Annotated in this window: 18 protein-coding genes and 1 pseudogene; 4 read left to right on the plus strand and 15 right to left on the minus strand. The window is 58.1% G+C overall.

The genetic code is table 11. From position 1 onward, the window contains the following. Positions 1 to 528: 528 nt before the first annotated feature. Together C3F42_RS13415 and C3F42_RS13420 are read right to left on the minus strand one after the other, a co-directional pair. The gene (locus C3F42_RS13415; RefSeq protein ID WP_059183348.1) at positions 529 to 1,173 is read right to left on the minus strand and encodes a thioredoxin domain-containing protein; all 645 of its coding nucleotides are present in this window, start codon (positions 1,171 to 1,173) and stop codon (positions 529 to 531) included. Beyond that, positions 1,170 to 1,607: a disulfide bond formation protein B gene (locus C3F42_RS13420; protein ID WP_059183349.1), complete on the minus strand. Its 438-nt coding sequence runs from the start codon at positions 1,605 to 1,607 to the stop codon at positions 1,170 to 1,172. Before C3F42_RS13420 ends, C3F42_RS13415 begins: the two co-directional genes overlap by 4 nt. 636 nt (positions 1,608 to 2,243) lie before the next feature. Here C3F42_RS13420 and C3F42_RS13430 point away from each other — a divergent pair. Beyond that, positions 2,244 to 2,654: a helix-turn-helix domain-containing protein gene (locus tag C3F42_RS13430; protein WP_059183350.1), complete on the plus strand. Its 411-nt coding sequence runs from the start codon at positions 2,244 to 2,246 to the stop codon at positions 2,652 to 2,654. A gap of 7 nt (positions 2,655 to 2,661) precedes the next feature. Here the strand turns inward: C3F42_RS13430 and C3F42_RS29900 are convergent, their stop codons facing one another. The 9 genes from C3F42_RS29900 to C3F42_RS13470 all read right to left on the minus strand — a co-directional run bounded on the left by C3F42_RS29900 (position 2,662) and on the right by C3F42_RS13470 (position 15,706). Then, the gene (locus C3F42_RS29900) at positions 2,662 to 3,483 is read right to left on the minus strand and encodes a HAMP domain-containing sensor histidine kinase (RefSeq protein WP_256560056.1); all 822 of its coding nucleotides are present in this window, start codon (positions 3,481 to 3,483) and stop codon (positions 2,662 to 2,664) included. Beyond that, a complete protein-coding gene (locus C3F42_RS29905; RefSeq protein WP_060494134.1) occupies positions 3,420 to 4,097 on the minus strand; it encodes a hypothetical protein in 678 nt (225 codons plus the stop codon). The genes C3F42_RS29900 and C3F42_RS29905 overlap by 64 nt, the downstream gene beginning before the upstream one ends. 700 nt (positions 4,098 to 4,797) lie before the next feature. Continuing rightward, the gene (istB, locus tag C3F42_RS13440; RefSeq protein WP_064491510.1) at positions 4,798 to 5,538 is read right to left on the minus strand and encodes an IS21-like element helper ATPase IstB; all 741 of its coding nucleotides are present in this window, start codon (positions 5,536 to 5,538) and stop codon (positions 4,798 to 4,800) included. Beyond that, positions 5,535 to 7,055: an IS21 family transposase gene (istA, locus tag C3F42_RS13445; protein ID WP_081273177.1), complete on the minus strand. Its 1,521-nt coding sequence runs from the start codon at positions 7,053 to 7,055 to the stop codon at positions 5,535 to 5,537. Before istA ends, istB begins: the two co-directional genes overlap by 4 nt. A 188-nt stretch (positions 7,056 to 7,243) precedes the next feature. Beyond that, entirely contained in the window at positions 7,244 to 9,241 is a 1,998-nt protein-coding gene (locus C3F42_RS13450; protein WP_059183352.1) for a heavy metal translocating P-type ATPase, read from the minus strand. 202 nt (positions 9,242 to 9,443) lie between these two features. Beyond that, on the minus strand, positions 9,444 to 9,767 hold the full coding sequence (locus tag C3F42_RS13455; RefSeq protein WP_059183353.1) for a DUF2790 domain-containing protein: 324 nt from the start codon (positions 9,765 to 9,767) through the stop codon (positions 9,444 to 9,446). A gap of 162 nt (positions 9,768 to 9,929) precedes the next feature. Next, positions 9,930 to 13,091 (minus strand): CusA/CzcA family heavy metal efflux RND transporter, encoded by a 3,162-nt coding sequence (locus C3F42_RS13460; protein ID WP_059183354.1) that lies wholly within the window; start codon positions 13,089 to 13,091, stop codon positions 9,930 to 9,932. Positions 13,092 to 13,115: 24 nt separating this feature from the next. Next, positions 13,116 to 14,366: an efflux RND transporter periplasmic adaptor subunit gene (locus tag C3F42_RS13465; RefSeq protein WP_059183355.1), complete on the minus strand. Its 1,251-nt coding sequence runs from the start codon at positions 14,364 to 14,366 to the stop codon at positions 13,116 to 13,118. 68 nt (positions 14,367 to 14,434) lie between these two features. Next, on the minus strand, positions 14,435 to 15,706 hold the full coding sequence (locus C3F42_RS13470; protein WP_139139817.1) for a TolC family protein: 1,272 nt from the start codon (positions 15,704 to 15,706) through the stop codon (positions 14,435 to 14,437). A 404-nt stretch (positions 15,707 to 16,110) separates the two neighbouring features. Between C3F42_RS13470 and C3F42_RS13475 the strand changes: the two genes are divergently transcribed. The 3 genes and pseudogenes from C3F42_RS13475 to C3F42_RS29910 all read left to right on the plus strand — a co-directional run. Then, positions 16,111 to 17,454, plus strand: a complete 1,344-nt coding sequence (locus tag C3F42_RS13475; RefSeq protein ID WP_059183356.1) for an OprD family porin — start codon at positions 16,111 to 16,113, stop codon at positions 17,452 to 17,454. A 489-nt stretch (positions 17,455 to 17,943) separates the two neighbouring features. Further along, positions 17,944 to 18,618, plus strand: a complete 675-nt coding sequence (locus tag C3F42_RS13480; protein WP_003253420.1) for a heavy metal response regulator transcription factor — start codon at positions 17,944 to 17,946, stop codon at positions 18,616 to 18,618. A gap of 365 nt (positions 18,619 to 18,983) precedes the next feature. Then, a pseudogene (locus C3F42_RS29910) lies at positions 18,984 to 19,262 on the plus strand (pyridine nucleotide-disulfide oxidoreductase); the annotation flags it as partial. 158 nt (positions 19,263 to 19,420) lie between these two features. On the opposite strand, the gene C3F42_RS13495 reads toward C3F42_RS29910, so the two are convergent. Genes C3F42_RS13495 through C3F42_RS13510 form a run of 4 tightly spaced genes read right to left on the minus strand, consistent with a single transcriptional unit; the run spans position 19,421 to position 25,633 of the window. Beyond that, complete coding sequence (locus C3F42_RS13495) at positions 19,421 to 19,762, minus strand: copper-binding protein (RefSeq protein WP_059183357.1); 342 nt, start codon at positions 19,760 to 19,762, stop codon at positions 19,421 to 19,423. Further along, complete coding sequence (locus tag C3F42_RS13500) at positions 19,759 to 22,917, minus strand: efflux RND transporter permease subunit (protein ID WP_060494133.1); 3,159 nt, start codon at positions 22,915 to 22,917, stop codon at positions 19,759 to 19,761. The genes C3F42_RS13495 and C3F42_RS13500 overlap by 4 nt, the downstream gene beginning before the upstream one ends. Continuing rightward, positions 22,914 to 24,380 carry an efflux RND transporter periplasmic adaptor subunit gene (locus tag C3F42_RS13505; RefSeq protein WP_060494132.1) on the minus strand — a complete coding sequence of 489 codons (1,467 nt, stop codon included), beginning with the start codon at positions 24,378 to 24,380 and terminating at the stop codon, positions 22,914 to 22,916. The genes C3F42_RS13500 and C3F42_RS13505 overlap by 4 nt, the downstream gene beginning before the upstream one ends. Continuing rightward, on the minus strand, positions 24,377 to 25,633 hold the full coding sequence (locus tag C3F42_RS13510) for a TolC family protein (RefSeq protein WP_059183360.1): 1,257 nt from the start codon (positions 25,631 to 25,633) through the stop codon (positions 24,377 to 24,379). The genes C3F42_RS13505 and C3F42_RS13510 overlap by 4 nt, the downstream gene beginning before the upstream one ends. Positions 25,634 to 25,787 lie beyond the last annotated feature (154 nt).

The following is a 25,787-nucleotide window of genomic DNA, read 5'->3' on the forward strand; positions in this document are numbered from 1 at the left end:
GACCGCGCCGCTCTCCCGTGGGCGCACGCGATTCATCAACCTTCACATTAGCGCTGGCATGGACGAACAGCGGAGTAGAAGCGTTCGCGGCAGTTGCTGGCTCCGCCAGTGCATACAGCGTGGAGGACGATGCGGCTCGTGCAACCGGAGACGAAGCGCAACAGCCTGTAGCACAGCTCTCGACCGAGGACTGCTCAGTCTCAACCTTGCACGCCTCCCCTGAGGTGCAGCATGCATCAGCTTGTTCTTCCTGCTTGTCCGGTGCAGGGCTACCTACCGGCTCGGCTAACTTGTAAAGGCCAGACTCCTGGGCAGACAGCTTCGGCGAATTCCCCTGGCAGCAGGATGAGGATTGAGCATTCACATCAGCCGCTGCCGCTGGGTCGAACACTTCGACAGCGCCTTTGGTGTTGGAGGGTTTGTCACCGCAGCAGCTTTTCATAGGCAGTTCCTGAGCATCGATGGACATCAGTAAACACCCTATAGCGACTATAGGGACAAGGGGCATCGTTGACAGTTAGGTCACGCTCAGCGTGACTGGCTGATCTCGCTACGGATCAGGTCGTACAGCGGTTGCGCACCAAATGACAGCAGCGGCTTGCCATTCACGAAGAATGTCGGCGTGCCTTTGACCCCCAGTGTTTTGGCATCCTGAGTGTCTCGCTCGATGGCTGCGATGATGTCCGGCGACATCATGTGCGAGCGCGCTTTGTCGACGTCCAATCCGGCCAAGGCAGCGGCTTCCCACGCAGCCGCAGCCGTGGCGTCGTCATGCCATTGCGGCTGAGATTCCAGGACGGCTTCCAGCACAGGCGCAAATACACCCTGCTTGCGCGCAGCCTCCAGTAAGCGAATGGCCTCCTCAGAGCCAACGTGCAAGCGCACATAGCGCAGGACCAGCCTGACGTCCTCGGGGTGTTTGGCCATCATCTGTTTGACGATCGGATAGAACGCCCGGCAGCTTTCACATGATGGGTCGAAGAACTCCACAATGGTGACTGGAGCCTTGGCGGGCCCGAAACTGGGTGCATTGAAACGCAGCAGCGCGCTGGTGGATTGCACCGGCACGGCCACCTCCGGTGCGGGCTCTTTACCTTTGTAGATGAATGCAGCCGCCAGGAAACCCGCGATGGCAAGGAGGCTGATGATGATGACCGCAGTGCGTCTGCTCATGGTTTGGCGTTCCGACGAAGAAGCAAGAGAAGAATGATCAGGAGGGTGAATGCAGCCAGCGAGAGTGAGGGCAAGGGCAGTACGCCCATCATCGTCATGTCCACTCCTGAGCATGAAGGACCTGTGCCGCAGGGCTTGATGGCTTCCGGGATGACGGCGAAGTACAAAAGGTTGTGATACAGGGCTGCAAGCCAACCCGCGGCTGCGAGTGGTACGGCATAGCGCCAGATGTCCGAATCACACCGTACCGTCGCGACGGCAAGCATGATGGCCAGCGGGAACATGAACGCTCGTTGATACCAGCACAACACGCAGGGCTCCTGCCCCATAACTTCACCCACGAACAGCACTACCAGCGTCGAAACGAGTGCCAGCAACCAAGCCGTGAACAGCAGCCCGGCGTCGCTCGGTAACGTTTTTGATGTTGCATCCATAGAGAGAAGCCCGGTCGAGTTCTGAGGCGGAATCGACAATCAACACTGTCGAGGGTCTGAGTATAAGCATCAGGGTTCTAGCGGCTATAAGGTCAACCCTGGTGCTCTGTGCGTATCACTGACTTGCCCGGGCCTCCCAGTACGCCTGGAGTTGGCAGTTGAGTAAGCAGACTACGATCAGAACCGCGAGCAATGCCGAAGGCAGCGGCCCTATGGTTTCGCCGGCATGTCGAACCCAGCGGATGTTACCCTCTGCTGGGCCAATGTCCGGCTGCAAATACACCAGCAGATCGAAGAGGCCAGCGTGCCTGCTGCTGCCGCTGAGAGTAGCCCCCGATAAAGGGCGCTCTGGCCGTGGCGATACAGCGCTGTCGACGCCAGCCACAGGATTGGCACGAGCAGCATCAACTGAACAAGACAAATCACCCCAGGCGCTTGAGCCAACACCACTTCCTGCCCCCAGAGCATCACATTCAGCGCCAACGCGAGAAACCAAGCGGCCACAAGCAGCCCTCGCGGCAAACGTGTCGCCCCACTACTCACAAGGACATAGATCCGCGCCGTACTTCATGCAGTTCGCTCCCTCAAGTCGGTTCGCGTAGACTCAGGGTTATAGCAACTATAAGGTCAAGCTCCATGAGCGAAACAACGTTGAGCATCGGTGAACTGGCCAAGGCGACGCAGACGAAGGCCGTGACCATCCGTTACTACGAGCAGCTCGGGCTGCTGCCGCCAAGTGGCCGCACCGCCGCGGGCTACCGGATCTACGGGGAAGCTGAGCGTGACAGGCTGCTGTTTGTGCGCCGCAGCCGTGGCCTGGGTTTCACCCTCGATGATGTCCGTGAGCTTCTGGGGTTCGCTGACCACCGCGAAGCGTCCTGTGCGGCCGTGGACGCGAAGGTCGCCCAACAATTGAGTCAGGTGAAAAGCCGCATACGCGACCTGAAAGCCCTTGAGGCTGAATTGCAGCGGTTGCTGGGATGTTGCAAAGGCGGTGTGATCGAAGAGTGTCGCATCATCGAGTCGCTGACCCGGCACGACTGCTGACTCTTGTTCAGCAACGGAAGCGCAGGCTGGCTCGGGTGCCTTGCGGTTCGAGGTTGAGCAACGTCGCCTCGCCGCCAAAATGCTCCATCACCTGGCTGACCATGAACAGGCCGATGCCCAGGCCACCCTGCTTGGTGGTGTAGAACGATTTGAACGCGGATATCTCCTGCTGACGGGAAATCCCGGGGCCGGTGTCGTCAATCAACAGAAGTGCTTCGGCGGTGCCTGAGCGCTTTAGCGACAAGCGCAATTCTCCGCCCTCTGGCATCGCCTCGATCGCATTGGCCAGCACACTGTTGAGGACCTGTCCCAGCAACAAGGTGTGACTGATCACCTCGACCTTACCGCTGATCGCCAGCGTAGTGCGAATCCGCGATTGCTGAAGCTGTGCCTCGAAACTGCTCACCGCCTCACGGGTGATGGCCACCAGGTCCACGGATTCTGCCTCGCCGCGCAGCGACCGCAGGTATTGCAGCAGATCATTCACCCACCCCGACATCCGGTCGACCTGCGCAATGATATCCGCGATGTTTCCAACGGCTGGCTGACTTGGCATGACCTGTGCCAGTTCCGCACTGCTGCGGATGCTTGCCAATGGGTTGCGCAGACTGTGTGCGACTGCGGTGGACATCTCCACCAAGCCGGCATACGTCTTGTTTGCCACCAACTGGTCCTGCTGCTCGGTCAGCAGTCGCGCCGCTCGCCACACGATCCAGAACAGACCGAAGTAGATTGCCATCCCACCCAGTGCTGTTGCGGCCCAGATCAGCCTGCGACCGCGCTCCAACCGCTCGAAGAGATCGACTGGCTCCTTGTAGATCTCGACCATCGCCAAGACCTTGCCTTGATCATCCAGCAAGGGAATGTAGTTCTCGACGAAGAACATTTTCGGTGACCGAGTGAACTGTTGCTCTGGTTTGCCAGGCTCGACTTCGTCGTACCGGGCACTGACTCGCCCCCTGAGCGAAAAGCGCTATCCAGCACGCTATCGTGTTCAAGCTTGCGGCCCACCAATTGAGGGTTGGTGGACCAGATGACCTCTTTGTCCGGCGAGAAGATGGTGGCCAACAGAAGGTCTGGAAGGTTGGACAGGTGATCGAGAAACTCTAATCGCGCCCGCTGACGATTCTCTGCGGTGCCCCGCGTGAGCATGCCGTAACGCACAGCGGACAAGACGTCACCCATCTTCATCCCCGTCAGGTCATGGTGACGAATTTCACCAACGGCGATCGACTGGATGAATTGAGCCGAAAGCAACGCATCGCGTTCCAAGCTTTCATTGACCAGAAAGCGCGTTGAAAACCCGGCAAGGCCGAGAGCCACCGCGCCGATGATGATGAAACTGGTCAGCGAGAAACGCAGCATCAGGTTGAGCGGTTCAGAACGCTCAGGAGGCCTCGCCCGAAATTGCCAGGTGCGCATCCGTCCAGAAAACAATCCCATCACGCCTCCTGGTCCTCGGCAGGTCCTTAGCAGGTGCCGGCCGAGAAAGTTGCTAATTCACCTCCCCTATACATGGGGAAAAGAATGGGCTTACCCAGTATTGGGGGATATCTCCATCGCAGCATTACTGCAATCTTCACGTTCTGGCTAAGAAAGCTGTTCACCGGTCATAGAAACCTTCAATTTTCGCACTCTGCGAAGCAACGTAAAAGCAGGCGCACTGAGGATCAGCAAATCCGATGCCAGAAGAGGACTCGCCGGAATATGGAGAAGATTTAGCCAAGCCCCCGCTCCAAGTCTTCCGGTCTAAGTAAAATCAACTTGATCTCCGCAACGAGATGGCTGTTACGGCTTTGGAAGTGGTTGATCATCTTCCATCGGCAGCTGGTACCACTCTCGCCCATGCTGTCTGACCGCGATGGCAAGCTAGGCAACGTCATTTTCCTGAATCTCTGCGGCAAACATATCAGTGACAAGCGCCATCGTTCCGGGCCTACCCCCTTGGTTTTAACCAAGACCGCTGGTTTAGATACCCGGACGGATCGTAAAAATCAGCATGCCCGGATAGCCTGGCGGCGCGATGTCATCGGACAGGGATGCGCCAGCTCAGGGACTGTTCACCAAGCTGGGCACCAGCAGTGTCAATGGCCATTAATTTTGACCCACTTTTGGCCAATAGAATTGACCCACTTGCTCACCGCTAACCGCCGGTTTTCTGCTTCAAACGATAGCTCTCACCTCCCAGCATAAAGATGTGTGAATGGTGGATCACGCGGTCGATGATGGGCACGGCCACGTTGTCGTCATGGAAGAACTCGCCCCAGCTGGTGAAGTCCTTGTTGGTGGTCAGGATGACCGAGCGGTACTCGTACAGGTTGTTGATTAACTGGAACAGGTTGTACCGGGCTTGGCGCGTCATCGGCAGGTAGCCCAGCTCATCGATGATCAGCACGTCGTATTTGCTCAGCTGATTAAGGCGCTTCTTCAGCTCGCCCTTCATTTCCGCCAGCTCCAGATCCTCGACCAACGCCAGAGCCGTGCGGAACAGCACCTTGTAGCCCGCCTGAACCGCCTTGTGGCCAATCCCAATGGCCAAGTGGGTCTTGCCCACACCCGGTGGTCCGATGAACACCAGGTTGTCGCGGTTGTCGATAAAGCTGAAGTCCAGCAAGGTGCTGACCTGGCGCTTGGTGATGGTGGTCTGGTGCCGGTAATCGAAGGCCTCCAGATGCTTCTCCGAGGGGAACTGCGCCTGCTTGAGGTTGCGGCTTACGCGGCTACTGGAGCGGGCGTTAAGCTCATGCTCGACCAGTGACTGGGCGAAGCTCAGGTAGGACAGTTCATTGGCTTCGGCTCTGGCCAGCAGGGTGGCCAGCTCACCCGCGGTCGCGCTGAGGCGCAGGCTTCGGTACTGCGCGATAGTGCTGTCGAGCAGGCTCATTGGGTCACCCCGTGGCCAGTCGACTGGCCAATGCGGGCATAAGCGTTCAGGTCGGCGTGACTAACCTGGCTACCGGCCTCTGGCGCATAGTCATGGTCGCCGATGATCCGGCCCCGCGCCTTGGCTTGCTGCCATGCTTCGAGGTAGCGCTTGAGCCCGGTGGCGGTCAGTTCACTGCGCTCGCACAACTCGCCGAGCAACGCCGTATCAACCGGCGCATGGGCCATGAGCAGGTCGCGTGCAGCAACCAGCTGATCCTTGTAGATACGCGGCGAAGTACGCTTGAGCAGTTGGCACAGGGTTGCCCCAAGGGCATCGGGCAGGATCGAGTCGATGCCGCGCTCCAGGTCGGTAATGCGCTGGGCATGGTCTCGGTAATGGTTGTTGTTCTTGATCATCCGGCCCTTGGCCTTGCACAGGTCATGGGTGGCTATGAGTTCACCGCTCTCCAGGTCATGGATCAGCAACTGGTTGTCCTGTGCGCTGACACCGACACGGGCTTGCTGCCAGGCCATGGGTACCGAGTACTTGTTGGCCTGCCATGAGATCAAGCCGGTCTTGTCGACCTTGCGGGTCTCCCTTGTCGGCGCCACGTGCAGCAGGTTCTGCGGGACGAGATAGGGCTTGAGCTGACTACGCTCCAGTGCCTCGAAATGCGCTCTTGGATGCTGCCCCGTCGTGCCGTGCACGCGTGCGTTGGCGACAGTCTCGAGCCAATCATTCAGGTGCTGTCGGACGGCGGCCTCGTCCTGGAAGTGCTCGCCGTAGAAGCAGTCACGCTTGACGTACTTGACCCCGGCCTCCACCTTGCCCTTGCTCTCCGGGTCATAGCCCTCGCAGGCATGGATGCGGTACCCGACGGTAGTCGCATACTGGTGGAAGCGCTGGTTCAGCGTCAGCTCACGGTACTGCTCGTTGATCACCACCATCTTGGTCTGATCGTAGATGCACTCCTCGGTGACGCCGCCGAAGTAGCGGAAGGCCTCGTCGTGCATCTGGATAAACCGTTCGGTATCCAGCGGCCGGAAGTTCAGACCGACATACATCAGCCGTGAACAGGACAGCACAAACACCACAAAATGAACGACACGCTCCAGGCCGCCAATCATGACGCCTCGCAGCTCACCGGGGTCGACCTGACACTGCACGCCAGGCACTGACTCAACGACCGGCTCGTAATAGCGCAACTGGCCACTGGCAACCTGCTGCTTGAGCGCTTGCACATAGCGGCGAATGCTCCGGTCTGACACCGCCAGCTCGGTGGTGCGCTCCCTCAGGCGACGGGCCAGCTTGACTGCGCTCAGGGCTGGAAACTGACCCAACTGATTAATCAGATAATCGCGGTGCTCGTCGAGCACCTTGGTGCGTGAAGGGTCAGCAATGGTAGCGCTGATCTGCATCTCATCCAGGTGGAGATACTTGCGTACGGTGTTCCGGGAAATCCCCAGCTCACGACTGATGGCACGGACCGACAGGCCTCGGCCCTGGTCATACAACCCCTTGATCTTGTGAATCACAACCCACTCCTTCAATGATCTGTCCCCGGCCTGTGCATAAGGCGGGTGACGCTACATGGTCGGTGGCCAATGCCACTATGGGTGGGTCAAAATTGTTGGCCAGAGGTGGGTCAGTTTAATTGGCCATTAACAAGCAGCGATAAAAAGCGCCGTTCTCTATGTCGACAGGGACATTTTTATAATGAAAATTAGGTGCCTTTAGGGTAGGCCAACAGACGTAAGGCGTTGAATACTACCAACAGTGTTGAGCCCTCATGGATCGCAACAGCAGCGCCAATGCTCAAACCCATGATGGTTGACGGAACGAGGATGGCCACAATCCCCAAGCTGACGAACAGGTTCTGGCGAATGATCGATCGCGTGTGACGGCTCAGCCCCACCGCAAAGGGGAGTTGCCTGATGTCGTCAGCCATAAGCGCGATATCAGCCGTTTCCAGAGCCACATCGGATCCCGCAGCTCCCATTGCGATGCCCACGCTTGAGTTGGCCATGGCAGGGGCATCATTCACGCCGTCACCCACCATAGCTACACTGGAGCTAAGGCGGAGATTCTTGATGGCTTTGACCTTGTCCTCCGGCATCAGGTCTCCCCAAGCCTCATCCAAGCCAACTTGTCTGGCTACAGCTTCCGCAACGCGGTTGTGGTCACCAGAAATCATGACCATACGGCCGATGCCCATCTCTCTGAGTTTTTGGAGTGCCTCTTTGGCTCCCTCTCGGGGGGTATCCAGTAACCCGATAGCGCCCAGATCCTTGTCGGCGCGACGTACCACCATGGTAGTGCGGCCCGACTGACGCAGACGCTCTGCAGCCTCCAAGGCTGCTTTGCTCAGTGCGGGAACACCATCAGTACCGAACATCTCGACCTTGCCAATCCAGACGAACTGCCCATCAAGCTCAGCACGCACGCCGCGACCAATCATGTTGGTCATGTTCTTGGCTTGGAATCGGCGCCATGTGCCAATCATCTCTTCACCGTCACGCACAATTGCCGCAGCCAGCGGGTGGTCGCTCATCGACTCCACTGCGATGGCGACGTTTAGTAAATCCTCAATCTGCGTACCGCCTACGGGTATTACATCGGTGATACGTGGGCGCCCTTCGGTCAGGGTACCGGTCTTGTCGAATGCCATGGCATTCAAGGAGCCAAGCTCTTCAAGCGGCGCACCGCCCTTGATCAGTACCCCACCACGAGCTGCCCTGGCGATGCCCGATAGAATGGCGCTTGGTGTTGCGATCGCAAGCGCGCAGGGGCTGGCTGCAACCAGTACGGCCATCGCCCGGTAGAACGAGTCACGGAACGGCTCGTCAAGGAAAATGCCGGCAAAGATCAACCCTACCACTAGCAGCAAAACTAACGGGACGAATACGCGTTGAAAGCGGTCCGTGAATCGCTGGGTCGGTGACTTCCTGACCTCCGCTTCACTGACCATCTTGATGACCCGCGCCAGAGTACTTTCAGTGGAGCGCCGTGTTACCTCAACTTCGATGAGCGTTTCGCCATTGATGGTACCGGCGAAGACTTTGGAGGCTGCGTCCACTGCATCTGGCTTGCTCCGTGCGAGTTCAGCATCAACTACAGGCTGCTTGTCAACGGGGACGCTCTCACCGGTCACCGGCGCCTGGTTAATGCTTGAGGAGCCTACAACCACAAAGCCATCGGCAGGCAGGCGGTCATTGGGACGCACGATGACAACGTCACCGGGAACGAGAAGCTCCACCGGCATTTCCTGCGTTCCGTTTGTTCTGCGTACGATAGCGGTGGCCGGTGCGAGCTTGGACAGAGCCTCAATCGCTTTCTTCGCCCGCCCCATCGCGTAGCTTTCAAGGGAATGCCCCAAACTGAACAGGAACAGCAGCAGAGCCCCCTCCGCCCAGGCGCCAATGCTCGCGGCACCGGCTGCGGCGAGAAGCATTAGCGAATCGATGTCAAAGCGTTTCTGGCGGATATTGCTGATCGCTTCCTTGGTGGTGAACCATCCACCGAAAACGTAGGCCGACACGTACAAAACCAGCTGTAGTCGATCAATTAGGTCGAGTTTTCCTGCGAGGGCTCCGGCCCCCAGGAGAGCACCACAGATCAGCGCGAAAATCAGCTCGGTGTTCATGCCAAAAATGCCGCCATGCTCATGGCTATGACCTTCATGCCCGGCTTGATCATCAGGGCGTTCAATCAAACTCTTCATAACTCGTCACTTCTGGGGTCAAGGCTTCCAATTGCCCTCTGCAGTTGGGAGCCGTCGCTATTAATTAGCTAACATCTAATGCACGGTTTGCCCGGGCCCAGGCGTTAACATTCCGAACCTATGGTGGTATCGGGCGTAATAAAAAATGCCAGGCGCTGCCTGGCATTTATGAATGCTCTAGTTGTTCTGTTCAACTTGCTTACTACTTGTTGTTGATACATTGCGAATACATCGAGTAACGAACGGTCTTGAGCGTGCCCTGGGAGTCCTCGAAGGTCATCAACCGTGGGTAGACTTGGCAAGTACGGGGGTCCTGCGACTGACGCACGAACTTAGCAACGTCTATCTTCATACCATATTTGTAATCCTGAATCTCTGGCATTGGCTTGCCATTCTTCTCTGCGTACGTAGCCACTGCGGTCTGGTGTTCCTTGGTGTATTGCAGCTGCTTGCTCTCGGAGAAAGTGTTGGCCTGCGAAGCCATCGAGAAAACAACAAGTGCAGCAGCGATAATTATCTTTTTCATAAAACCCTCTCAATTTCAAATCTTCTCGGGCATAACCTTAGCAATGCATAGGCATCACCGGCATGACGAGAAACTTACAATTTTGAAAGGTAAGTGCATCTACTTCACTTTAAACAAAAAAGCCCACAACACGTGTTGTGGGCTTCTCTCTAGCGGAGGCTGTTAGCTAACCACTTCGGCCTCCTCGCCGTCTTCATCCTTACGGTGTGCCCAGTGATACAGGGCAGGCAGTACGAGCAAGGTCAGTGCGGTGGAGGACAGGATCCCACCAATCACCACTGTCGCCAATGGCCGCTGAACTTCTGCACCGGTACCGGTGGCCAAAGCCATCGGGATGAAGCCCAGGGACGCTACCAAAGCTGTCATCAGAACAGGTCGCAAACGGGTCAATGCGCCTTCATCGACTGCCTGCCTGAGCGTCCGCCCCTCCTCTCTTAGCCCGCGGATGAAGGCAATCATCACCAGGCCGTTCAGTACTGCAACGCCGGACAGTGCGATGAAGCCGACACCTGCCGAGATCGACAGAGGGATGTCCCGCAGCCACAGCGCCACAACACCACCAGTGAGTGCGAATGGAATACCAGTGAAGACCAGCATGCCGTCCTTCAGGTTGTTGAACATCAGGAACAACAAGGTCATGACCAACAGCAAGGCGACTGGAACAACGATCTGCAGACGCTTGGCTGCCGACTGCAGCTGCTCGAACTGGCCACCCCAAGTGGTCCAGTAGCCGGCGGGAATTTGCACCTTAGTATCCAGCGAGGCTGCTGCTTCCTCAACGAAGGATCCCAGGTCGCGGCCTCGAACGTTTGCACTAACGATCACTAGACGTTTGCCGTTCTCGCGGCTGATCTGGTTCGGTCCCAGTTGCAGGTCTAGATTCGCAACCTGCGACAGCGGGATGAAGCCGATCTGATTGGCGCCCTGGGCCGCATTGGCAGGTACCGGGATCAGCAGGCTAGACATACCCGCCACGTCGGTGCGAACGGTCTCAGGCAGGCGTACCACCATGTCGAAGCGCCGATCGCCTTCATACAGCGTACCGGCCTGACGGCCACCCACCGCGATAGCGATCGAGTTCTGAACATCCGCGATATTTAGGCCGTAGCGCGCAGCTTTTTCACGGTCAATATTGATGGTTAGGACCGGCAGACCGGATGTCTGTTCAACTTTCACTTCCGACGAGCCCGGGACCGCTCTGAGCACTGCTGCGATCTTGTTGGCAGTATTGTTGAGCACGTCCATATCATCGCCGAAGACCTTCACAGCGACGTCACTACGCACACCCGAAATCAGTTCGTTGAAACGCAGCTGGATTGGTTGGGACAACTCATAGTTACTCCCTGGAATACCTTCAGCGGCTTTCTGCACTTCAGCGATTAGCTCATCACGTGACTTCTTGGGGTCCGGCCACTGGTCCTGCGGCTTGAGCATGATGTAGGCGTCGGAAGCGTTAGGCGGCATTGGGTCAGAAGCGATTTCTGCAGTACCCGACCGAGCGAACATCCGCTCTACCTCGGGAACCTGCGCCATCACCGCTTTCTCCAAGCGCTGTTGCATCTCTACGGACTGAGTGAGGCTCGTTCCAGGCACACGCATCGCCTGCATCGCGAAATCGCCCTCACTGAGGCTTGGGATGAACTCGCTACCCATCCGACTTGCCAGTACACCGCTGAGCACGACCAAGGCTACTGCGGCCGAGAAAGCGATGTTCCGATGTCCCAGCACCCATTGCAGAACTGGCTCATAGCGCTGTCGAGCTGTGCGCATGACCACGCCTTCCTCTTCCTTTACCTTGCCAGTGACGAACATGGCAATAGCTGCAGGAACAAAGGTAACGGACAGGATCATTGCTCCCAGCAGCGCCATCACGACGGTAAAGGCCATCGGGTGGAACATTTTACCTTCGACGCCGGTGAGGGCGAAGATCGGCAGGTACACCACCATAATGATTAGCTGACCGAAGATCAGCGGCCGGCGAGCTTCTCGCGCCGCAGCAAAGACCTCATGGAAGCGTTCGGTTTTGGTGAGCATGCGGCCATGCTTATGCTGCGCATGAGCCAGTCGTCGGATCGCGTTTTCTACGATCACCACAGCACCGTCGACGATGATGCCGAAGTCGAGTGCCCCCAAACTCATTAGGTTGGCACTGACCTTGTTGTTGAACATGCCTGTGAAGGTGAACAGCATGGACAGCGGGATCACCATCGCGGTGATCAGTGCAGCACGGATGTTGCCGAGGAACAGGAACAGAATGGCAATTACCAGAATCGCACCTTCCACCAGGTTCTTCTTCACCGTAGCGATGGCTTTTTCAACCAGATTGGTGCGGTCGTAAACGGTCACGGCCACCACGCCCTTTGGCAGGGTGCGGTTGATGTCCGCCAGTTTGGCGGCGACAGCTTGAGATACGGTACGGCTGTTTTCACCAATCAGCATGAACACAGTACCGAGCACGACTTCGCGGCCGTTCTCAGTAGCAGCACCTGTTCGGAGCTCTTTGCCGATGCTGACGTCAGCAACGCTGCTGATGCGAATCGGTGCACCATCCACGCTGGTGATCACGATGTTGGCGATGTCTTCGATGCTGCTTACCTGACCTGGCGCACGGATGAGCAACTGCTCACCATTACGCTCGATGTAGCCGGCGCCGACGTTGGCGTTGTTACTTTCCAACGCTGCGACCAGGTCATTGAGGGTCAGCTTGTAGGTAGCCAGGCGCTTTGGATCCGGCGCAACCAGGAACTGCTTGGCGTAGCCGCCGATGGTGTTGATCTCCGCTACACCCGGCACATTGCGCAGCTGAGGCTTGATGATCCAGTCCTGGATCACGCGCAGGTCGGTCGGGGTGTACGGTGTACCGTCCTCTTTGACCGCGCCATCTTCGGCTTCAACGGTCCACAGGAAGATCTCGCCGAGGCCGGTAGATACCGGACCCATGACGGCTTCTACACCGTCTGGCAGCTGTTCCTTCGCAACCTGCAGCCGCTCGTTGATTAACTGGCGGGCAAAGAAGATGTCAGTGCCATCCTTGAAGATCACGGTGACCTGAGACAGGCCAGAGCGAGACAGGGAACGGGTCTGCTGAAGGCCCGGGAGACCGGCCATGGCCGTTTCAACAGGAAACGTGATCCGTTGTTCGGTTTCCAAAGGCGAATAACCAGGCGCTGCAGTGTTAATCTGCACCTGAACGTTGGTGATATCGGGTACCGCATCGATGGGCAGCTTTTGATAGCTGTAGATACCGATACCCGCCATGATCAGAACAGCGATCATTACTACGATGCGCTGCTCGATGGCGAATCTGATGATACGTTCAAACATGAGAAATCATCCTGTCAGTTCGCATCAGTGACCGTGTTCGGCAGAAGCTTTGCCGAGCTCAGACTTGAGTGTGAAGCTGCCACTGGTTGCTACCTGGGCGCCGGCTTCAATACCGTCGATGATTTCCACGTACCCATTGTCGCGACGACCCAGTTTTACCGGGCGGGTGTCAAAACCTTCTGGGGTTCGTACGAATACCGAGGGTTTGTCTTCAACGGTCTGCACTGCGTGCTCAGGGACCGCTACGGCAACTCGATCAGTCTGGGAAGTGACCGCAATGTTCACGAACAGGCCTGGACGCCAGGCACCGTTGGGGTTGGTCAAGGTGACGCGGACAGTAGCTGCACGGTTTTGCTCGCCCAGCAGGCTGCCGACATAACCCACCTTCCCTTCGACCTCGACGTTCATATCAGGCGAAGAGACTTTCACCGCACGACCAGTCGTGACCTTGCCCAGATCTGTAGGTGGGACGGCGAAGGTTGCCCAGACCTGGTTCAGGTCGGAAAGGATGAAGGCGTTGGTCGCCTCGCTAACGACTTCGCCAACGGTCAGGTGTTTCTCCACTACCACGGCGTCGAAGGGAGCTCGGAGTTCGTAACGATTACCGCCAACGGAGTTAACCGAGGCACCGATCGCGCCGACCTTCTGCTTGGCGTTGGCCAAGGAGATCTCCGCTTCTTGCAGCGCTTGGCGTGCTTGGAGGTAGTCTTGCTCAGCAGAGATCTTGTCCTGCCACAGCTGTTTCTCACGCTCAAAGGTCACACGCGCCAGTTCGACGCGACGCTGTGCGGCCTGTTGTTCACTGCGCAGGTCAGAGATCTGCTGGCTGGCGATTACAGCGAGGACCTGACCCTTTTTGACCGTCTCACCCAGGTCCGCCTGCACCGCTTCAACAACGCCAGGGACACGAGGAACGACGTGGGCAGTGCGGTCTTCGTCGAAGCGGATCTCGCCCGGGAAGCTCACGACAGTACCGAGATCACGAGGCGCTGCAGCTTCCAGGGCAACACCGGCTGCCTTGATCTGTTCAGCGCTGAGCGTCAGCTTGCCCTCTTCTTCACCACCCTCTTCGCTGTGGCCCTCTTCTCCATGACCCTCATCACCCTCCTCTATGGCGGCAGATGCGGCTTTCTTTTCGTCGCCATGACCGTCGTTAGCACCGTGCTCGGCGGTACTAGCGGCCTGCTGCTCGGAACTGTTGTTCCAGGCAAGGCTGCCAAATCCGAGGGCTGCCACAGCGGCTACCGCGAGGGCGATCTTGCGTTTATTATCCATTGCTACTCCTGCTGATCGTTGGCACCGGCTTGTTCAAGGCTGGGTGCCGAAGAAAATGTTTGGCCCGTTCAGCGAGCGCCGGCAGTTGAGCCGACTTCGCCATAAACCCTTTCCACCTGCGCACGCGCATTGGTCGCCGCTGCCAACGATTCGAGGTATTGGCCACGAGCGACGATCAAGGTGCGCTGGGCATCCAGCACTTCGATGAAGCCGAATTTGCCCATCTCGAAGCCGCGGGTTGCGGTCTCTACGGCTTGTTGGGCTGACGGCAGAATGGTCTTGTCGTAGGACTCGACCTCCTGCATTGCGGTGGACCACTGGTTCAACGCGGTTTGGGTTTCGGTGCGCAGGCGCAGCTCCACAGCATTGCGCTGGTCTCGGGCCTGATCGGCACGTCGAGAAGCGGAAAGAATGTTGCCTTGGTTACGATCAAACAGCGGCAGAGGCATAGACAGGCCCACAGTGTTGACCCGCTCGCGCACAGAGCGGTCGTACTGGCTGCCTACGCTGACAGTAAGATTCGGGATACGCTGAGCTTTCTCTGAACCGAGCGAGGCATCGCTCTTGTCGATCTGCACCACGGCCTGGCGCATTTCTGCGGTCTGATCGAGCTTTGCCAGCAGCTCTTCAGTCTGCGGTGGCAACCCCGGGGAGAGGGTTGGCGATTCGAGTCGATCAAAGACCGTGACCGAGCTCCCGGTAATTTGCGCGAGCTGCTGGTAAGCGGTCGTCTTTTCCGTTTCGGCACGTCGAACTTGAAGCTTGGCTTCGGCCAGTTGCACCTGGGCGCGGGTGGCCTCTACTGGGGACGATTTACCTGCGCGAACACGGCCATCGACGATGCGGAGGCCGCGCTCAGTCAGTTCGAGAGATTGTTTGGCCAGGTCAAGGCCTGTCTGGGCCCGCAACGCGGCGTAGAAGGCCTGTACGACGTCTGCACGCAGACCGTTCACGCGACGGTCCAACTCCAGCTGTGCGGCGGTCTGCCCGTAAGTGGCGACGTCGACACGAGCTCCTCGCTTACCCCCCAGCTCCAGGGTCTGGCTAAGCGACACGGTCGTCGTGCTGGTGTTACGACGGGTGTCTTCTACGTCGTACGAAATAGTGGGGTTGGGGATAAGCCCGGCCTGCTTGCGAGCACCATCAGCGATTCCAATCTCTTGCCTGGCCGCGGCCAGGTCAGGGTTGGCATCCATGGCCGTCGAAAGCGCCTGGGGCAAGCTGATGCTTTGAGCAAGTGCTTCTGGGGCCATCAACCCGGCCATGACCGCGCAAAGGGCGGCGATCTTCCAAGGAGTGACGGAGGTCTTAGATAAGACATTGCGGTTATACCGGGGCACTTTGATGGTCCTCGTGCACAAACTTCGATAAAGCTTGGCGAGAACGCCGAAACAGCTGCCAAGCCCCACTTGATTAGGTGATGGCACTCTAATGAGCGGTAGCTATCAGAGGGGTGGCTAGAAAATTACAATTTCGTAAGAAATCTCTGTAATGCCCGTAAATACTGGGAAAACCAACCCGGCACTATGATTTCGTTACAAGCAACGGAGATGGCAAACACGCGGTGTAGAAGCGCCAAATAGCTGGCAGATGACGAAATTGTAATTATCCTATCACCCTCCCGTTATCTTCGGCCTGCAAATATGAGCTCGCGCTACGCTAGGCGCACCGCCGGGTCAGAACAATTAACGACACCCGCGCAGGTAAACATAATAAAAACTGCCGTGAATCAAAGGAGCATCGGATGAAAATCAAAGTACCACTGTACCTGGCGGCAGTTTCTGCGCTGTCTGGAAGCTATGCTATTTCGGCACAAGCTGAAGACAAGCCCGAAGGCTTCATTGAAGGCAGCAGCCTTACAGTGCTGAACCGTAACTTCTACTTCAACCGTGATAACCGCGACAGCACCGCCCCCACTTACAACAGTGGCAAGGGCAATACCAACGGCTACTCCGAAGCCTGGGCGCACGCGATCATCAGCAAATTCAACTCTGGGTTTACCCAGGGTACCGTTGGCTTCGGCGTTGATGCCTTCGCCATGATCGGCCTTAAGCTCGACACCGGTGATGGTCGCAACGGCGGCCGTAGCTCCTTCGACGTGCTACCTGTTGATAACAAGGGCGAAGCTCGCGACGAATACACCAAGGTAGGCGGCGCAGCCAAGGTCCGCTTGTTCGATACCATCGTGAAAGTGGGTGATGTGTTCCCATCGACACCGGTGGTTGCATCCGGCGACTCTCGCCTGCTGCCTGAAAGCTTCCGCGGTGTGACCGTTGAGAACACCAGCATCCAGGGCCTCACCCTTCAGGGTGGTCGACTGCACGCCATGAGCCAGCCAGTCTCCAGTGACCTGAACGACAACTTCGTGACCTTCTACGGCGGCCCGGTCAACTCGCCATGGATCGGTTACGGTGGTGGTGACTACTCGGTCAACGACAACTGGACTGTGAGCGTCTATGCCAGCCAGCTGAAAGACGTCTGGAATCAGTACTACGCCGGCACCAGCGTGGTTTACCCGCTGAGCGACGATCTGGCGCTGATCGGTGGCTTCAACTACTACAAAGCCGTAGATGAAGGTAAGAAGCGCCTGGGTGAATTTGACAACAACATCTGGAGTGCCAAGGTCGGCGTGCGTTACGGTGCCCACACCCTGGCCCTGTCGCACCAGCGCAACAACGGAGACGACGATTTCGACTACCTACGTCAGTCGGACTCGATTTTCGTCGACAACTCCATCCAGTACAGCGACTTCAACTCGCCGAAAGAGCGTTCCTGGATGCTGCGCTATGACCTGAACTTCACCAGCTACGGCATTCCAGGCCTGACGTTCATGACCCGCTACGCCAGAGGCTCGGGCGCGGATTACTCGAACGCTAACCAGTTCTACATGCGCACTGACGACAACGGCAACCCGCTCGACAATCAGAAGCGTTGGGAACGTGACGTCGAAGTCAAATACGTTGTCCAAACCGGTCCGGCAAAAGATCTGTCCTTCCGGTTGCGCCAGGCAACAACGCGTGCCACTGCATTCGAATCTGATCTGGATGAAACTCGTGTAATCATCGAGTACCCGCTTTCGATTCTGTAATTCGCTAGCCGGACCAGTTATTCATTAGCTGGTCCTATTAGCACAACGAGCATTACGAATTCACCTTGAGAGGCTTAAGTGCTCCTTTGGTAAAAGGTGAATATTTGGCGCCCATTGGGCGCCTTTTTTTTGCCTAGAATTCAAGTAAGCGTTCGATTGTACGCATCGCATGTCGGTGAAGTTCATGACTACACCAATGACCAGTCTCCTCGATGTGAGCGACCTCGCCGTCATCTGAGCGGAACGAAGCCAGCACAAAGAAGAAAATAACCCAATACTTCATAAGGTCAAATCACCTGCTGGAGAGAGGGCCCGCAACTGTCAAACCCAAACCGCGACAAGATATACCGCTAGACTATCAACTGTATTACCTAGAAATTACAAATCCGTCATTTGAGCCCCGACGCGCTCATTTTGATTTACCATCCCTTTCAATAATGCCGGCGCGCGTGCGCGGTTAATTGCTCAGTGATATCGAGACAAAACCCCATGCGAATTCTGGTAATTGAGGATGAAGTAAAAACTGCGGAGTATGTGCGTCAAGGTCTGACGGAATGTGGCTATGTCGTAGATTGCGTCCACACCGGGTCAGATGGATTATTCTTGGCCAAGCAGCACGAATACGAGCTGATTATTCTCGATATAAACCTTCCAGAGATGGACGGTTGGCAGGTTCTTGAGTTGTTGCGGCGTAAAAATTGCCCTTCCCGCATCATGATGCTGACGGCGAGAAGCCGGCTGGCGGATAAGGTCCGGGGGCTGGAGAACGGCGCAGACGACTACCTGATCAAGCCATTTGAGTTCCCTGAGCTTCTGGCCCGGGTTCGCGCCTTGATGCGCAGGTCAGATCACCCCGCATCCGTAGAAGTCATTCGCGTCGCTGACCTAGAGCTTGATCAGAGCCGACACAGGGCATTCAGGGACGGTCAGCGCATAGACCTGACCACGAAAGAATTCGCGTTACTGCATTACCTGATGCGTAATACCGGTGTGGTGCTGAGCCGTACGCAAATTATCTCGCAGGTTTGGGATATGAATTTCGACTGCGACACAAACGTTGTAGAGGTGTCGATTCGAAGACTCAGAGCCAAGATAGATGACCCTTTCGAGACCAAGCTGATACATACGCTTCGGGGCGTAGGGTATGTGCTCGAAAAGCGATAATTGCCAAGATCTCTCGTACCGAAAATCAGTTATATACTCCCGTCGCTTGCGAGCTTGAGCTTTCTGTCTACGATCCGCGGCGCTGATTCCTCACCCAACAAATGAGGTAGGCTGTACATGAGGTATAGCATTTATTATCAGCAGGTTTCGCAAGGTCAATCGCATGCCAGGATTGATGCCTGTCCAACTGAAATTATCTTCAACAGCGACCATGGCTTAGCACTTATTCCGTGCGTCGGTGATGTTATCAATCTCCCCTCTACGGCGGTCAAAGGAGGGGTATGCGGCGTCGTTAGATCAAGGATTTTCAATTATCTACGAGGCCCAGAAGATCTGTACTGCCACGTCAATATTCTTGTTGAAGAGGCGGGCATTGGGCGGACGGATCATCGACCCCAGTCGATGCGGTGATCTGGTGTACCGGATTCAAGCCGGCGCTGGGGCACTTGGTGCGTCTTGGTGTAGTCACTGAAGGCGGTCGCGTCGAAGTTACAGGTACACGTGCGGTGAATGAGCCTGGCCTTTGGCTGGTGGGTTATGGCGAGTGGACAGGTTCTGCCTCGGCGACCTTGATTGGAGTGACCCGTACAGCCCGTAGCACCGCTGCTGAGATTGAGCAGTTTTTGGTGAAGGTGGAGACCTGAGTTCCCCTATTTCCAATGTGAATATCCGGAAATCCGGAGGCGCCTTGTTTGGATAGGCGGTCATGTACGGCCCAACTCCCGAGCATTGCTCGGGAGTTGCCTAAGGCGATCAGTCCTGTAGGGGTACCTTTCGCTGATAGCCCATGGGCGTAAGCGATCTACTCTTTTTGGATATCAACAATCGTCGCCGCGCTGCCCTCCATCCGGAAATCAAACGCTACTTTGTCTCCCACCTTCAATTGTTCGAGCTGCTGCGCAGAAGCTTTGAAGCCCATGGTCATGGCTGGCCATTTCAATGCCGGCACCGGTCCATGTGCCAGGGTCACTTTACCGCCCAAGGCGTCAATAGCCTTTACCGTACCTTCAGCGTGAGCAGCAGGTGCTGATGGGGCTTCCTTCATATCCATTCCGTCCATGTTCATTCCGACCATGGAGTCTTGGGCTTGCGCGCCTGATGCGAAGGCAACGAACAGTGCAACATTGAGGTAGAGCTTTTTCATTGGATGTCTCCTGGTTTGGAATCATGGGTTACTGCAAGTTCGCGGCGCCGTATTAGCCAATACGCTGCGGGAATCACAAAGAGAGAGAGCAACGGCGCCGTCAGCATGCCGCCTACCATCGGTACGGCGATGCGACTCATCACTTCGCTGCCTGTCCCGCTGCTCCAGAGAATGGGTAACAAGCCTGCAACGATAACTGCCACTGTCATCGCCTTCGGCCGGATGCGCTGCACCGCGCCCTCGCGAATGGCTTCCAGAAGTGCAACTTGCGTGCGCTCGCTATTGGCTTGCCGTTCAGACCAAGCGTTGTTCAGGTAGATCAGCATGATCACTCCGAATTCCGCCGCGACCCCGGCCAGGGCAATGAAGCCAACACCGGTGGCCACCGACAGATTGAAACCCATCAGGTACAGCAACCACACGCCACCGGTGAGGGCGAAAGGCAGGGTGCCCATAATCAGCAGCGCTTCGCCGAGGCGGCCAAAGGTCAGGTAGAGCAGGACGAAGATGATTGCTAGGGTCGCCGGCACCACCCAGGCCAACCGTGCGTTGGCGCGCTCCAGATACTCGAACTGCCCTGAATAGCTCAGACTCACTCCTGGATCGAGCTTCACATCGCTATCAACTGCCTGACGCAAGTCAGCGACCACAGACGACAGGTCACGGCCCCGCACGTCGATGTACACCCAGCCAGAGGGTCGGGCGTTTTCGCTCTTAAGCATCGGCGGGCCTTCAGCGATTCGCACATTTGCCACGGTACCGAGGGTGATCTGGCCCCCTTGTTCGGTGTAGATCGGTAGCTGACGCAGGGCGTCGACTGAGTCGCGCCATTCGCGGGGATAGCGCACGCTGATCGGGTAACGCGCCAACCCTTCGACCGTCTCACCGATGGTTTCGCCACCAATGGCGCCGGCGACAATGGCCTGCACGTCGGCGATGTTCAAACCGTAACGGGCAGCAGCCTGGCGGTCGATGTCGAGATCGACGTATCTCCCTCCGGTCAAACGCTCGGCAAGGGCTGAAGTCACGCCAGGTACAGACTTCGCTACCCGTTCGATAGCCAAGGTCGTGCGGTCGATCTGCGCCAGGTCGCTGCCGGCCACCTTTACGCCAATCGGGCTCTTGATACCGGTGGCGAGCATGTCGATTCGGTTGCGGATTGGCGGAATCCAGATGTTGGTCAGGCCCGGTACGCGTACGGTCCGGTCGAGTTCCTCGACCAGTTTTTCGCTGGTCATTCCTGGCCGCCACTGATCCTTGGGCTTGAGCCGCACGATGGTCTCGAACATCTCCAACGGTGCCGGGTCGGTGGCTGACTCCGCGCGACCGGCCTTGCCGAACACACTGGCGACTTCTGGCAACGTGCGGATCAGTCTATCGGTGCGCTGCAGCAGCTCCGAGGCCTTTTGCGCCGACAGGCCTGGCAGGGCCGAGGGCATGTACAGCAGGTCACCTTCGTCCAGCGGCGGCAGGAATTCTCCACCCAGGTGGCTCAATGGCCACAGGCTGCTGAGCAAGATCGCCAGCGCGCCCAACAGCGTCAACCACGGCCTACGCAGTACGACCTCAAGCGCCGGCCGGTACACGCGAATCAGCCCACGGTTGAGTGGATTACGCTGCTCGGCAGGCAATGGCCCACGGATCCAGTAGCCCATTAGCACCGGCACCAATGTCACGGCTAGCCCCGCCGCGGCCGCCATGGCGTAGGTCTTGGTGAACGCCAGGGGTGCGAACAGCCGTCCCTCCTGGGCCTGCAAGGTGAACACCGGCACGAACGACAGGGTGATGATCATCAGGCTGAAGAACAGCGCCGGCCCGACCTCCACGGCGGCATCTGTCATGACCCGCCAGTGCTCGGCTCCTCTCAGCACCTGCCCCGGATGACGGGCATGCCAGGCCTCGACCCGTTTGTGCGCGTTTTCGATCATCACCACAGCGGCATCGACCATTGCGCCAATGGCGATGGCAATTCCGCCCAGAGACATGATGTTGGCGTTGATGCCCTGGTGCCGCATGATGATCAGCGCGATCAGCACCCCCACCGGCAATGACACGATCGCAACCAGCGACGAGCGCAGGTGCCACAGGAAGGCCGCACACACCAGTGCGACCACGATGAACTCCTCGATCAACTTGTGACTGAGGTTGTCTACGGCGCGGTCGATCAATTGGCTGCGGTCATAGGTAGTCACCAGCTCGACGCCGGCGGGCAGGCTTTTCTTCAGTGTTTCGAGCTTTTCCTTCACACGGGTGATGGCTTCCCGGGCATTCTTGCCGCTGCGCAGGATCACCACGCCGCCCACGGCTTCGCCTTCGCCGTCCAGCTCCCCGATGCCCCGCCGGGCTTCCGGCCCGAGTTGTACTCGGGCGACGTCGCCCAGCGTCACCGGTGCACCGTTGGCAGCCAAGCGCAGGGGGATGGCGCGAAAGTCGTCCAGCGTCTTCAGGTAGCCCGAGGCCCGCACCATGAATTCCGCCTCACCTTGTTCCAGCACGCCACCGCCCGTTTCCTGATTGGCCTTGCCGATGGCGTTTGCGACCTCGCCCTGGGTGATGCCGAGACTGGCCATACGCAGCGGGTCGAGTACCACCTGGTACTGCTTGACCATGCCGCCAATGCTTGCCACTTCAGCGACATCCGGTACGGTCTTGAGCTCAAAGCGCAGGAACCAATCCTGCAGGCTGCGCAGCTGTGCCAGATCATGCCTGCCACTGCGGTCGACCAAAGCGTACTGGTAGATCCAGCCAACGCCTGTGGCGTCCGGCCCAAGTGCTGGTTTGGCTGAGGCAGGCAGGCGCGACTGAACCTGGCTCAGGTACTCCAACACGCGTGAGCGTGCCCAGTACACGTCGGTGCCATCTTCAAACAGCACGTAGACGAAGCTGTCGCCGAAGGCAGAAAAGCCACGTACGGTCTTGGCGCCCGGTACCGAGAGCATCGTGGTGGTCAGCGGATAGGTGACCTGGTTTTCGACGATCTGGGGTGCTTGCCCTGGGTAGGAGGTACGGATGATCACTTGGGCGTCCGACAGATCGGGCAAGGCATCGATCGGCAGGCTGCGCAGCGAAAATATCCCCCAGGCCACCAGGAACAAAGTGGTGAGCAGAACCAGTATGCGATTGCTCACTGACCAACGAATCAGTTTTTCGATCATGGCTGGCCCTCCAGCGCATTGATCTGCTCGATGACCATGCCGTCGTCGCGCTCCCGAACACCAAAGCGGATACGTTCACCCACCTTGAGCCCAGTAATCAGCGTGGGGTCGGCCACATGAAAAGTCATGGTCATCCCAGGCATTCCCAGGGTGACGAAAGGCCCATGGGCGATGGTCAGCTGATTACCTTCAATTTGCACGATTCGACCGTCTGCTTCATGCAGCTCGGGCGGTTGCGAGGCGGCCGGTGAGTCCGAGGCGGTGGTCGCCTCGATGCCTTTGAGGCTGGCTTCGGAGTCGATCAGGAACTGTCCGGATGCCACGACTTTTTGCCCGGCCTGCAGGCCTTTCAAGATGGTAACCTGGCCGCCGTTCTCCTGGCCTAGCAGCACTTCCACTGGGCGGAACCGGCCTTGGTCTTCGGCCACCATCACCAGATCACGTTTGCCGGTGCGGATTACGGCCTCGGCAGGTAGCAGCAGGCTGTCATCGGCGTTTTCGCCTGGGCGCAGCGCAACCTGCGCGGTCATTCCCGGCCGTAGCCGACCATCTTTGTTGGGCAGCTCAATACGCAGGCGCAAGGTACGGCTTTGCAGGTCTGCATCCGCGAGCAGAGCTGTCAGTTTGCCTAGAACGGTCTCGCCGGGATAAGCCGGCAAGTGGGCCTCTACTGCTTGCCCCTCGTGCAGGCCACTTGCCTGAGCTTCCGGCACAGCGGCTTCGAGCCACACATTCGCAATGCCATTGATACGTGCCAGAGTTGCGCCAGGTGTCACGGTCATTCCTGGACGCAGATCCAGCGCCTGGATGACCCCGGCACTCGGCGCGACCAGTGTCACCTGGTTCTGCACCTTGCCGCTGCGTGCGACCCGGTCGACCAGTTCACCCGGCATACCGGCCAGCAGCAGGCGCTGGCGTGCTGCAGCTAGCAACTGCACATCACCCAAGTGGCGCAGCGCGAGAAACTCTTCCTGCAGACCAGCCCATTCCGGAGCCAGTACATCCGCCAGAGGCGCGCCTTTGGCCACCACATCCCCTGTGGCTCGGCCATAGGTGCGCTCGACGAAGCCTGCGGTGCGTGCCTGGAGTGCACTGAAATCCCGCTCATCGAAGGCCAGTACGCCGCTGACCTGCAGGCTGCGCTGCAGCCGGCCACGGCTCACCGTCGCTAGGCGTACCCCAAGGTTCTGTTGTACGCCTTGGCTGATTTGCACCGTTGGCTGCACGGGATCTGTGCCTTCTTCGGCGTATTTCGCTACCAGTTGCATGTCCATGAACGGCGACTTGCCGGGCGCTGGGAAGTGTTGCTGCGGGTACATCGGGTCGTACCAATACAATGGCTTCTGTTCCGCTGTTGCTGCGGGTGCTTGTGCAGGTTGCCCAGGATGCCCCAGCCAATAGCCTGTCCCGGTGCCAATGGCCAGGGCGAGTGCTGTGATCAAACCGATAGACGTGTTGTTCATGCACGCACCTCTCCATATACGAAGTGCAGGCGAGCGGCGGTCGCCGCTAGCTGCCCTTGCAGGTCGATATCCTGTAACCGTGCCTCGATGCGCTGACGCCGCGCTGTGACTACCTCTTCCAGCGCCGACTTGCCTGCCCGGTAGTCGGCCAAGGCCAGGCTGACGCGTTGTTCGGCCAGCGGCAGCAAGGTTTCGCGGCTGCGCGTCACCGCCCTTTGCAGGCGTTGGTATTCCGCCAGGTCAGCTTCGAGCTGCGCGGTGTGTTCACGCAGTGCCGCTTCCTGTTCGTCCTCCAGTTGCCGCACCTGGGCCTGGCGAGCGGCGATCATCGGGTCCTGCCGCGACCCGCTGAACAGCGGTAACTGGAAACTGACCTGCAGGCTGACCATGTTGCTGAATTCAGGCCCGCGGCGTTGGTAGTCAACCTGCCAGCCCCAATCTGACTTTTTCTCGGCGATGGCCTGCTGCACCTGAGCTTGGGCTTCACGGGTCATGGCCCCGTAGGCGGCCAACTCCGGATGGGCGTGTAGGGTGTGCAGGTAGTCAGGTGCGCGTACCGGCCACTGCGGAAACGTCGGCGCTTGTAATGCGTCGGCATCCTGTCCGATCCAGCGTTTAAGTGCGGCGCGGGCCTGGGTGGCTTGGGTCAGTAGTTGGTCCTTCTGCTCTTCCAGCTGCGCGGCCTCCTGGCCCGGGGCCAGGGCGTCGGCGGAAGCGCCGCCCCCTGCGGCCAGGCGTGCACGTACCGCCGCTGCCAGCAGGCGGTTCTCGTTGAACAGATTGTCGAACTGCTGCAATTTGCGTTGCAGGGTGTACGCGGTAATCCAGGCTTGTGCCGTGGCTGCACGCACTTTCAGACGCTCGAACAGCGCTTCGGCATCCGCCCGCTCGACCGTGGCCTGAGCGGTTTCGACCCGCGCTTTTCGTTTGTCGCGGTTGGGCACCTCCTGAGAAAGGCCGACCACCTGCATGGTCATGAAGTCTCGGTTGGTACTCCATCGATCGCTGCCATCCACGGGCAGGTTCTGCACACCGAGATTCAATCGTGGATCTGGCAATTCACCCGCAGGCACAACTGAGTGACGTGCTGCGGAAGCCTGTTCTTGGCGTGCTTGAAGCGAAGGTGCGTTGCGCTCGGCGAGTTGCAGCGCATCGTCCAGCGTGAGCGAATTCGCCTGCGCGGATAGCACCGGCAGCAGGAGTGTCAGGGCGGCAGCAAGCATCCGCCCTGAATGGGAACATAGGGGAGTCATGAAGATGATTCCTCGAAAAAACCAGCGCATAGGCGCGTGTCATCGTTCAGCCGCCGAGGCAGAACAATGGTGTGAGTTTTACGAAAGAATCAGGCCCGAGGAGGGCGCCAGTGATCGGGGGGAGCCCTGGTTAGAAGGCTTTGACCGTAGGTAT

Origin of the sequence: Pseudomonas sp. PONIH3 (assembly GCF_002934345.1) — a bacterium.
In the GTDB taxonomy this organism is placed as follows: domain Bacteria; phylum Pseudomonadota; class Gammaproteobacteria; order Pseudomonadales; family Pseudomonadaceae; genus Aquipseudomonas; species Aquipseudomonas soli.

Excerpts from the sequence above, each read along its gene's own strand:
- C3F42_RS13450 (WP_059183352.1), bottom strand. The coding sequence starts at position 9,241 with ATGAAGAGTTTGATTGAACGCCCTGATGATCAAGCCGGGCATGAAGGT.
- C3F42_RS13455 (WP_059183353.1), bottom strand. The coding sequence starts at position 9,767 with ATGAAAAAGATAATTATCGCTGCTGCACTTGTTGTTTTCTCGATGGCT.
- C3F42_RS13480 (WP_003253420.1), top strand. The coding sequence starts at position 17,944 with ATGCGAATTCTGGTAATTGAGGATGAAGTAAAAACTGCGGAGTATGTG.
- C3F42_RS13415 (WP_059183348.1), bottom strand. The coding sequence starts at position 1,173 with ATGAGCAGACGCACTGCGGTCATCATCATCAGCCTCCTTGCCATCGCG.
- C3F42_RS13500 (WP_060494133.1), bottom strand. The coding sequence starts at position 22,917 with ATGATCGAAAAACTGATTCGTTGGTCAGTGAGCAATCGCATACTGGTT.
- C3F42_RS29900 (WP_256560056.1), bottom strand. The coding sequence starts at position 3,483 with ATGGTCGAGATCTACAAGGAGCCAGTCGATCTCTTCGAGCGGTTGGAG.
- C3F42_RS13460 (WP_059183354.1), bottom strand. The coding sequence starts at position 13,091 with ATGTTTGAACGTATCATCAGATTCGCCATCGAGCAGCGCATCGTAGTA.
- C3F42_RS13510 (WP_059183360.1), bottom strand. The coding sequence starts at position 25,633 with ATGACTCCCCTATGTTCCCATTCAGGGCGGATGCTTGCTGCCGCCCTG.
- C3F42_RS13465 (WP_059183355.1), bottom strand. The coding sequence starts at position 14,366 with ATGGATAATAAACGCAAGATCGCCCTCGCGGTAGCCGCTGTGGCAGCC.
- C3F42_RS13495 (WP_059183357.1), bottom strand. The coding sequence starts at position 19,762 with ATGAAAAAGCTCTACCTCAATGTTGCACTGTTCGTTGCCTTCGCATCA.
- C3F42_RS13430 (WP_059183350.1), top strand. The coding sequence starts at position 2,244 with ATGAGCGAAACAACGTTGAGCATCGGTGAACTGGCCAAGGCGACGCAG.
- C3F42_RS13420 (WP_059183349.1), bottom strand. The coding sequence starts at position 1,607 with ATGGATGCAACATCAAAAACGTTACCGAGCGACGCCGGGCTGCTGTTC.
- C3F42_RS29905 (WP_060494134.1), bottom strand. The coding sequence starts at position 4,097 with ATGGGATTGTTTTCTGGACGGATGCGCACCTGGCAATTTCGGGCGAGG.
- istB (WP_064491510.1), bottom strand. The coding sequence starts at position 5,538 with ATGAGCCTGCTCGACAGCACTATCGCGCAGTACCGAAGCCTGCGCCTC.
- C3F42_RS13505 (WP_060494132.1), bottom strand. The coding sequence starts at position 24,380 with ATGAACAACACGTCTATCGGTTTGATCACAGCACTCGCCCTGGCCATT.
- C3F42_RS13475 (WP_059183356.1), top strand. The coding sequence starts at position 16,111 with ATGAAAATCAAAGTACCACTGTACCTGGCGGCAGTTTCTGCGCTGTCT.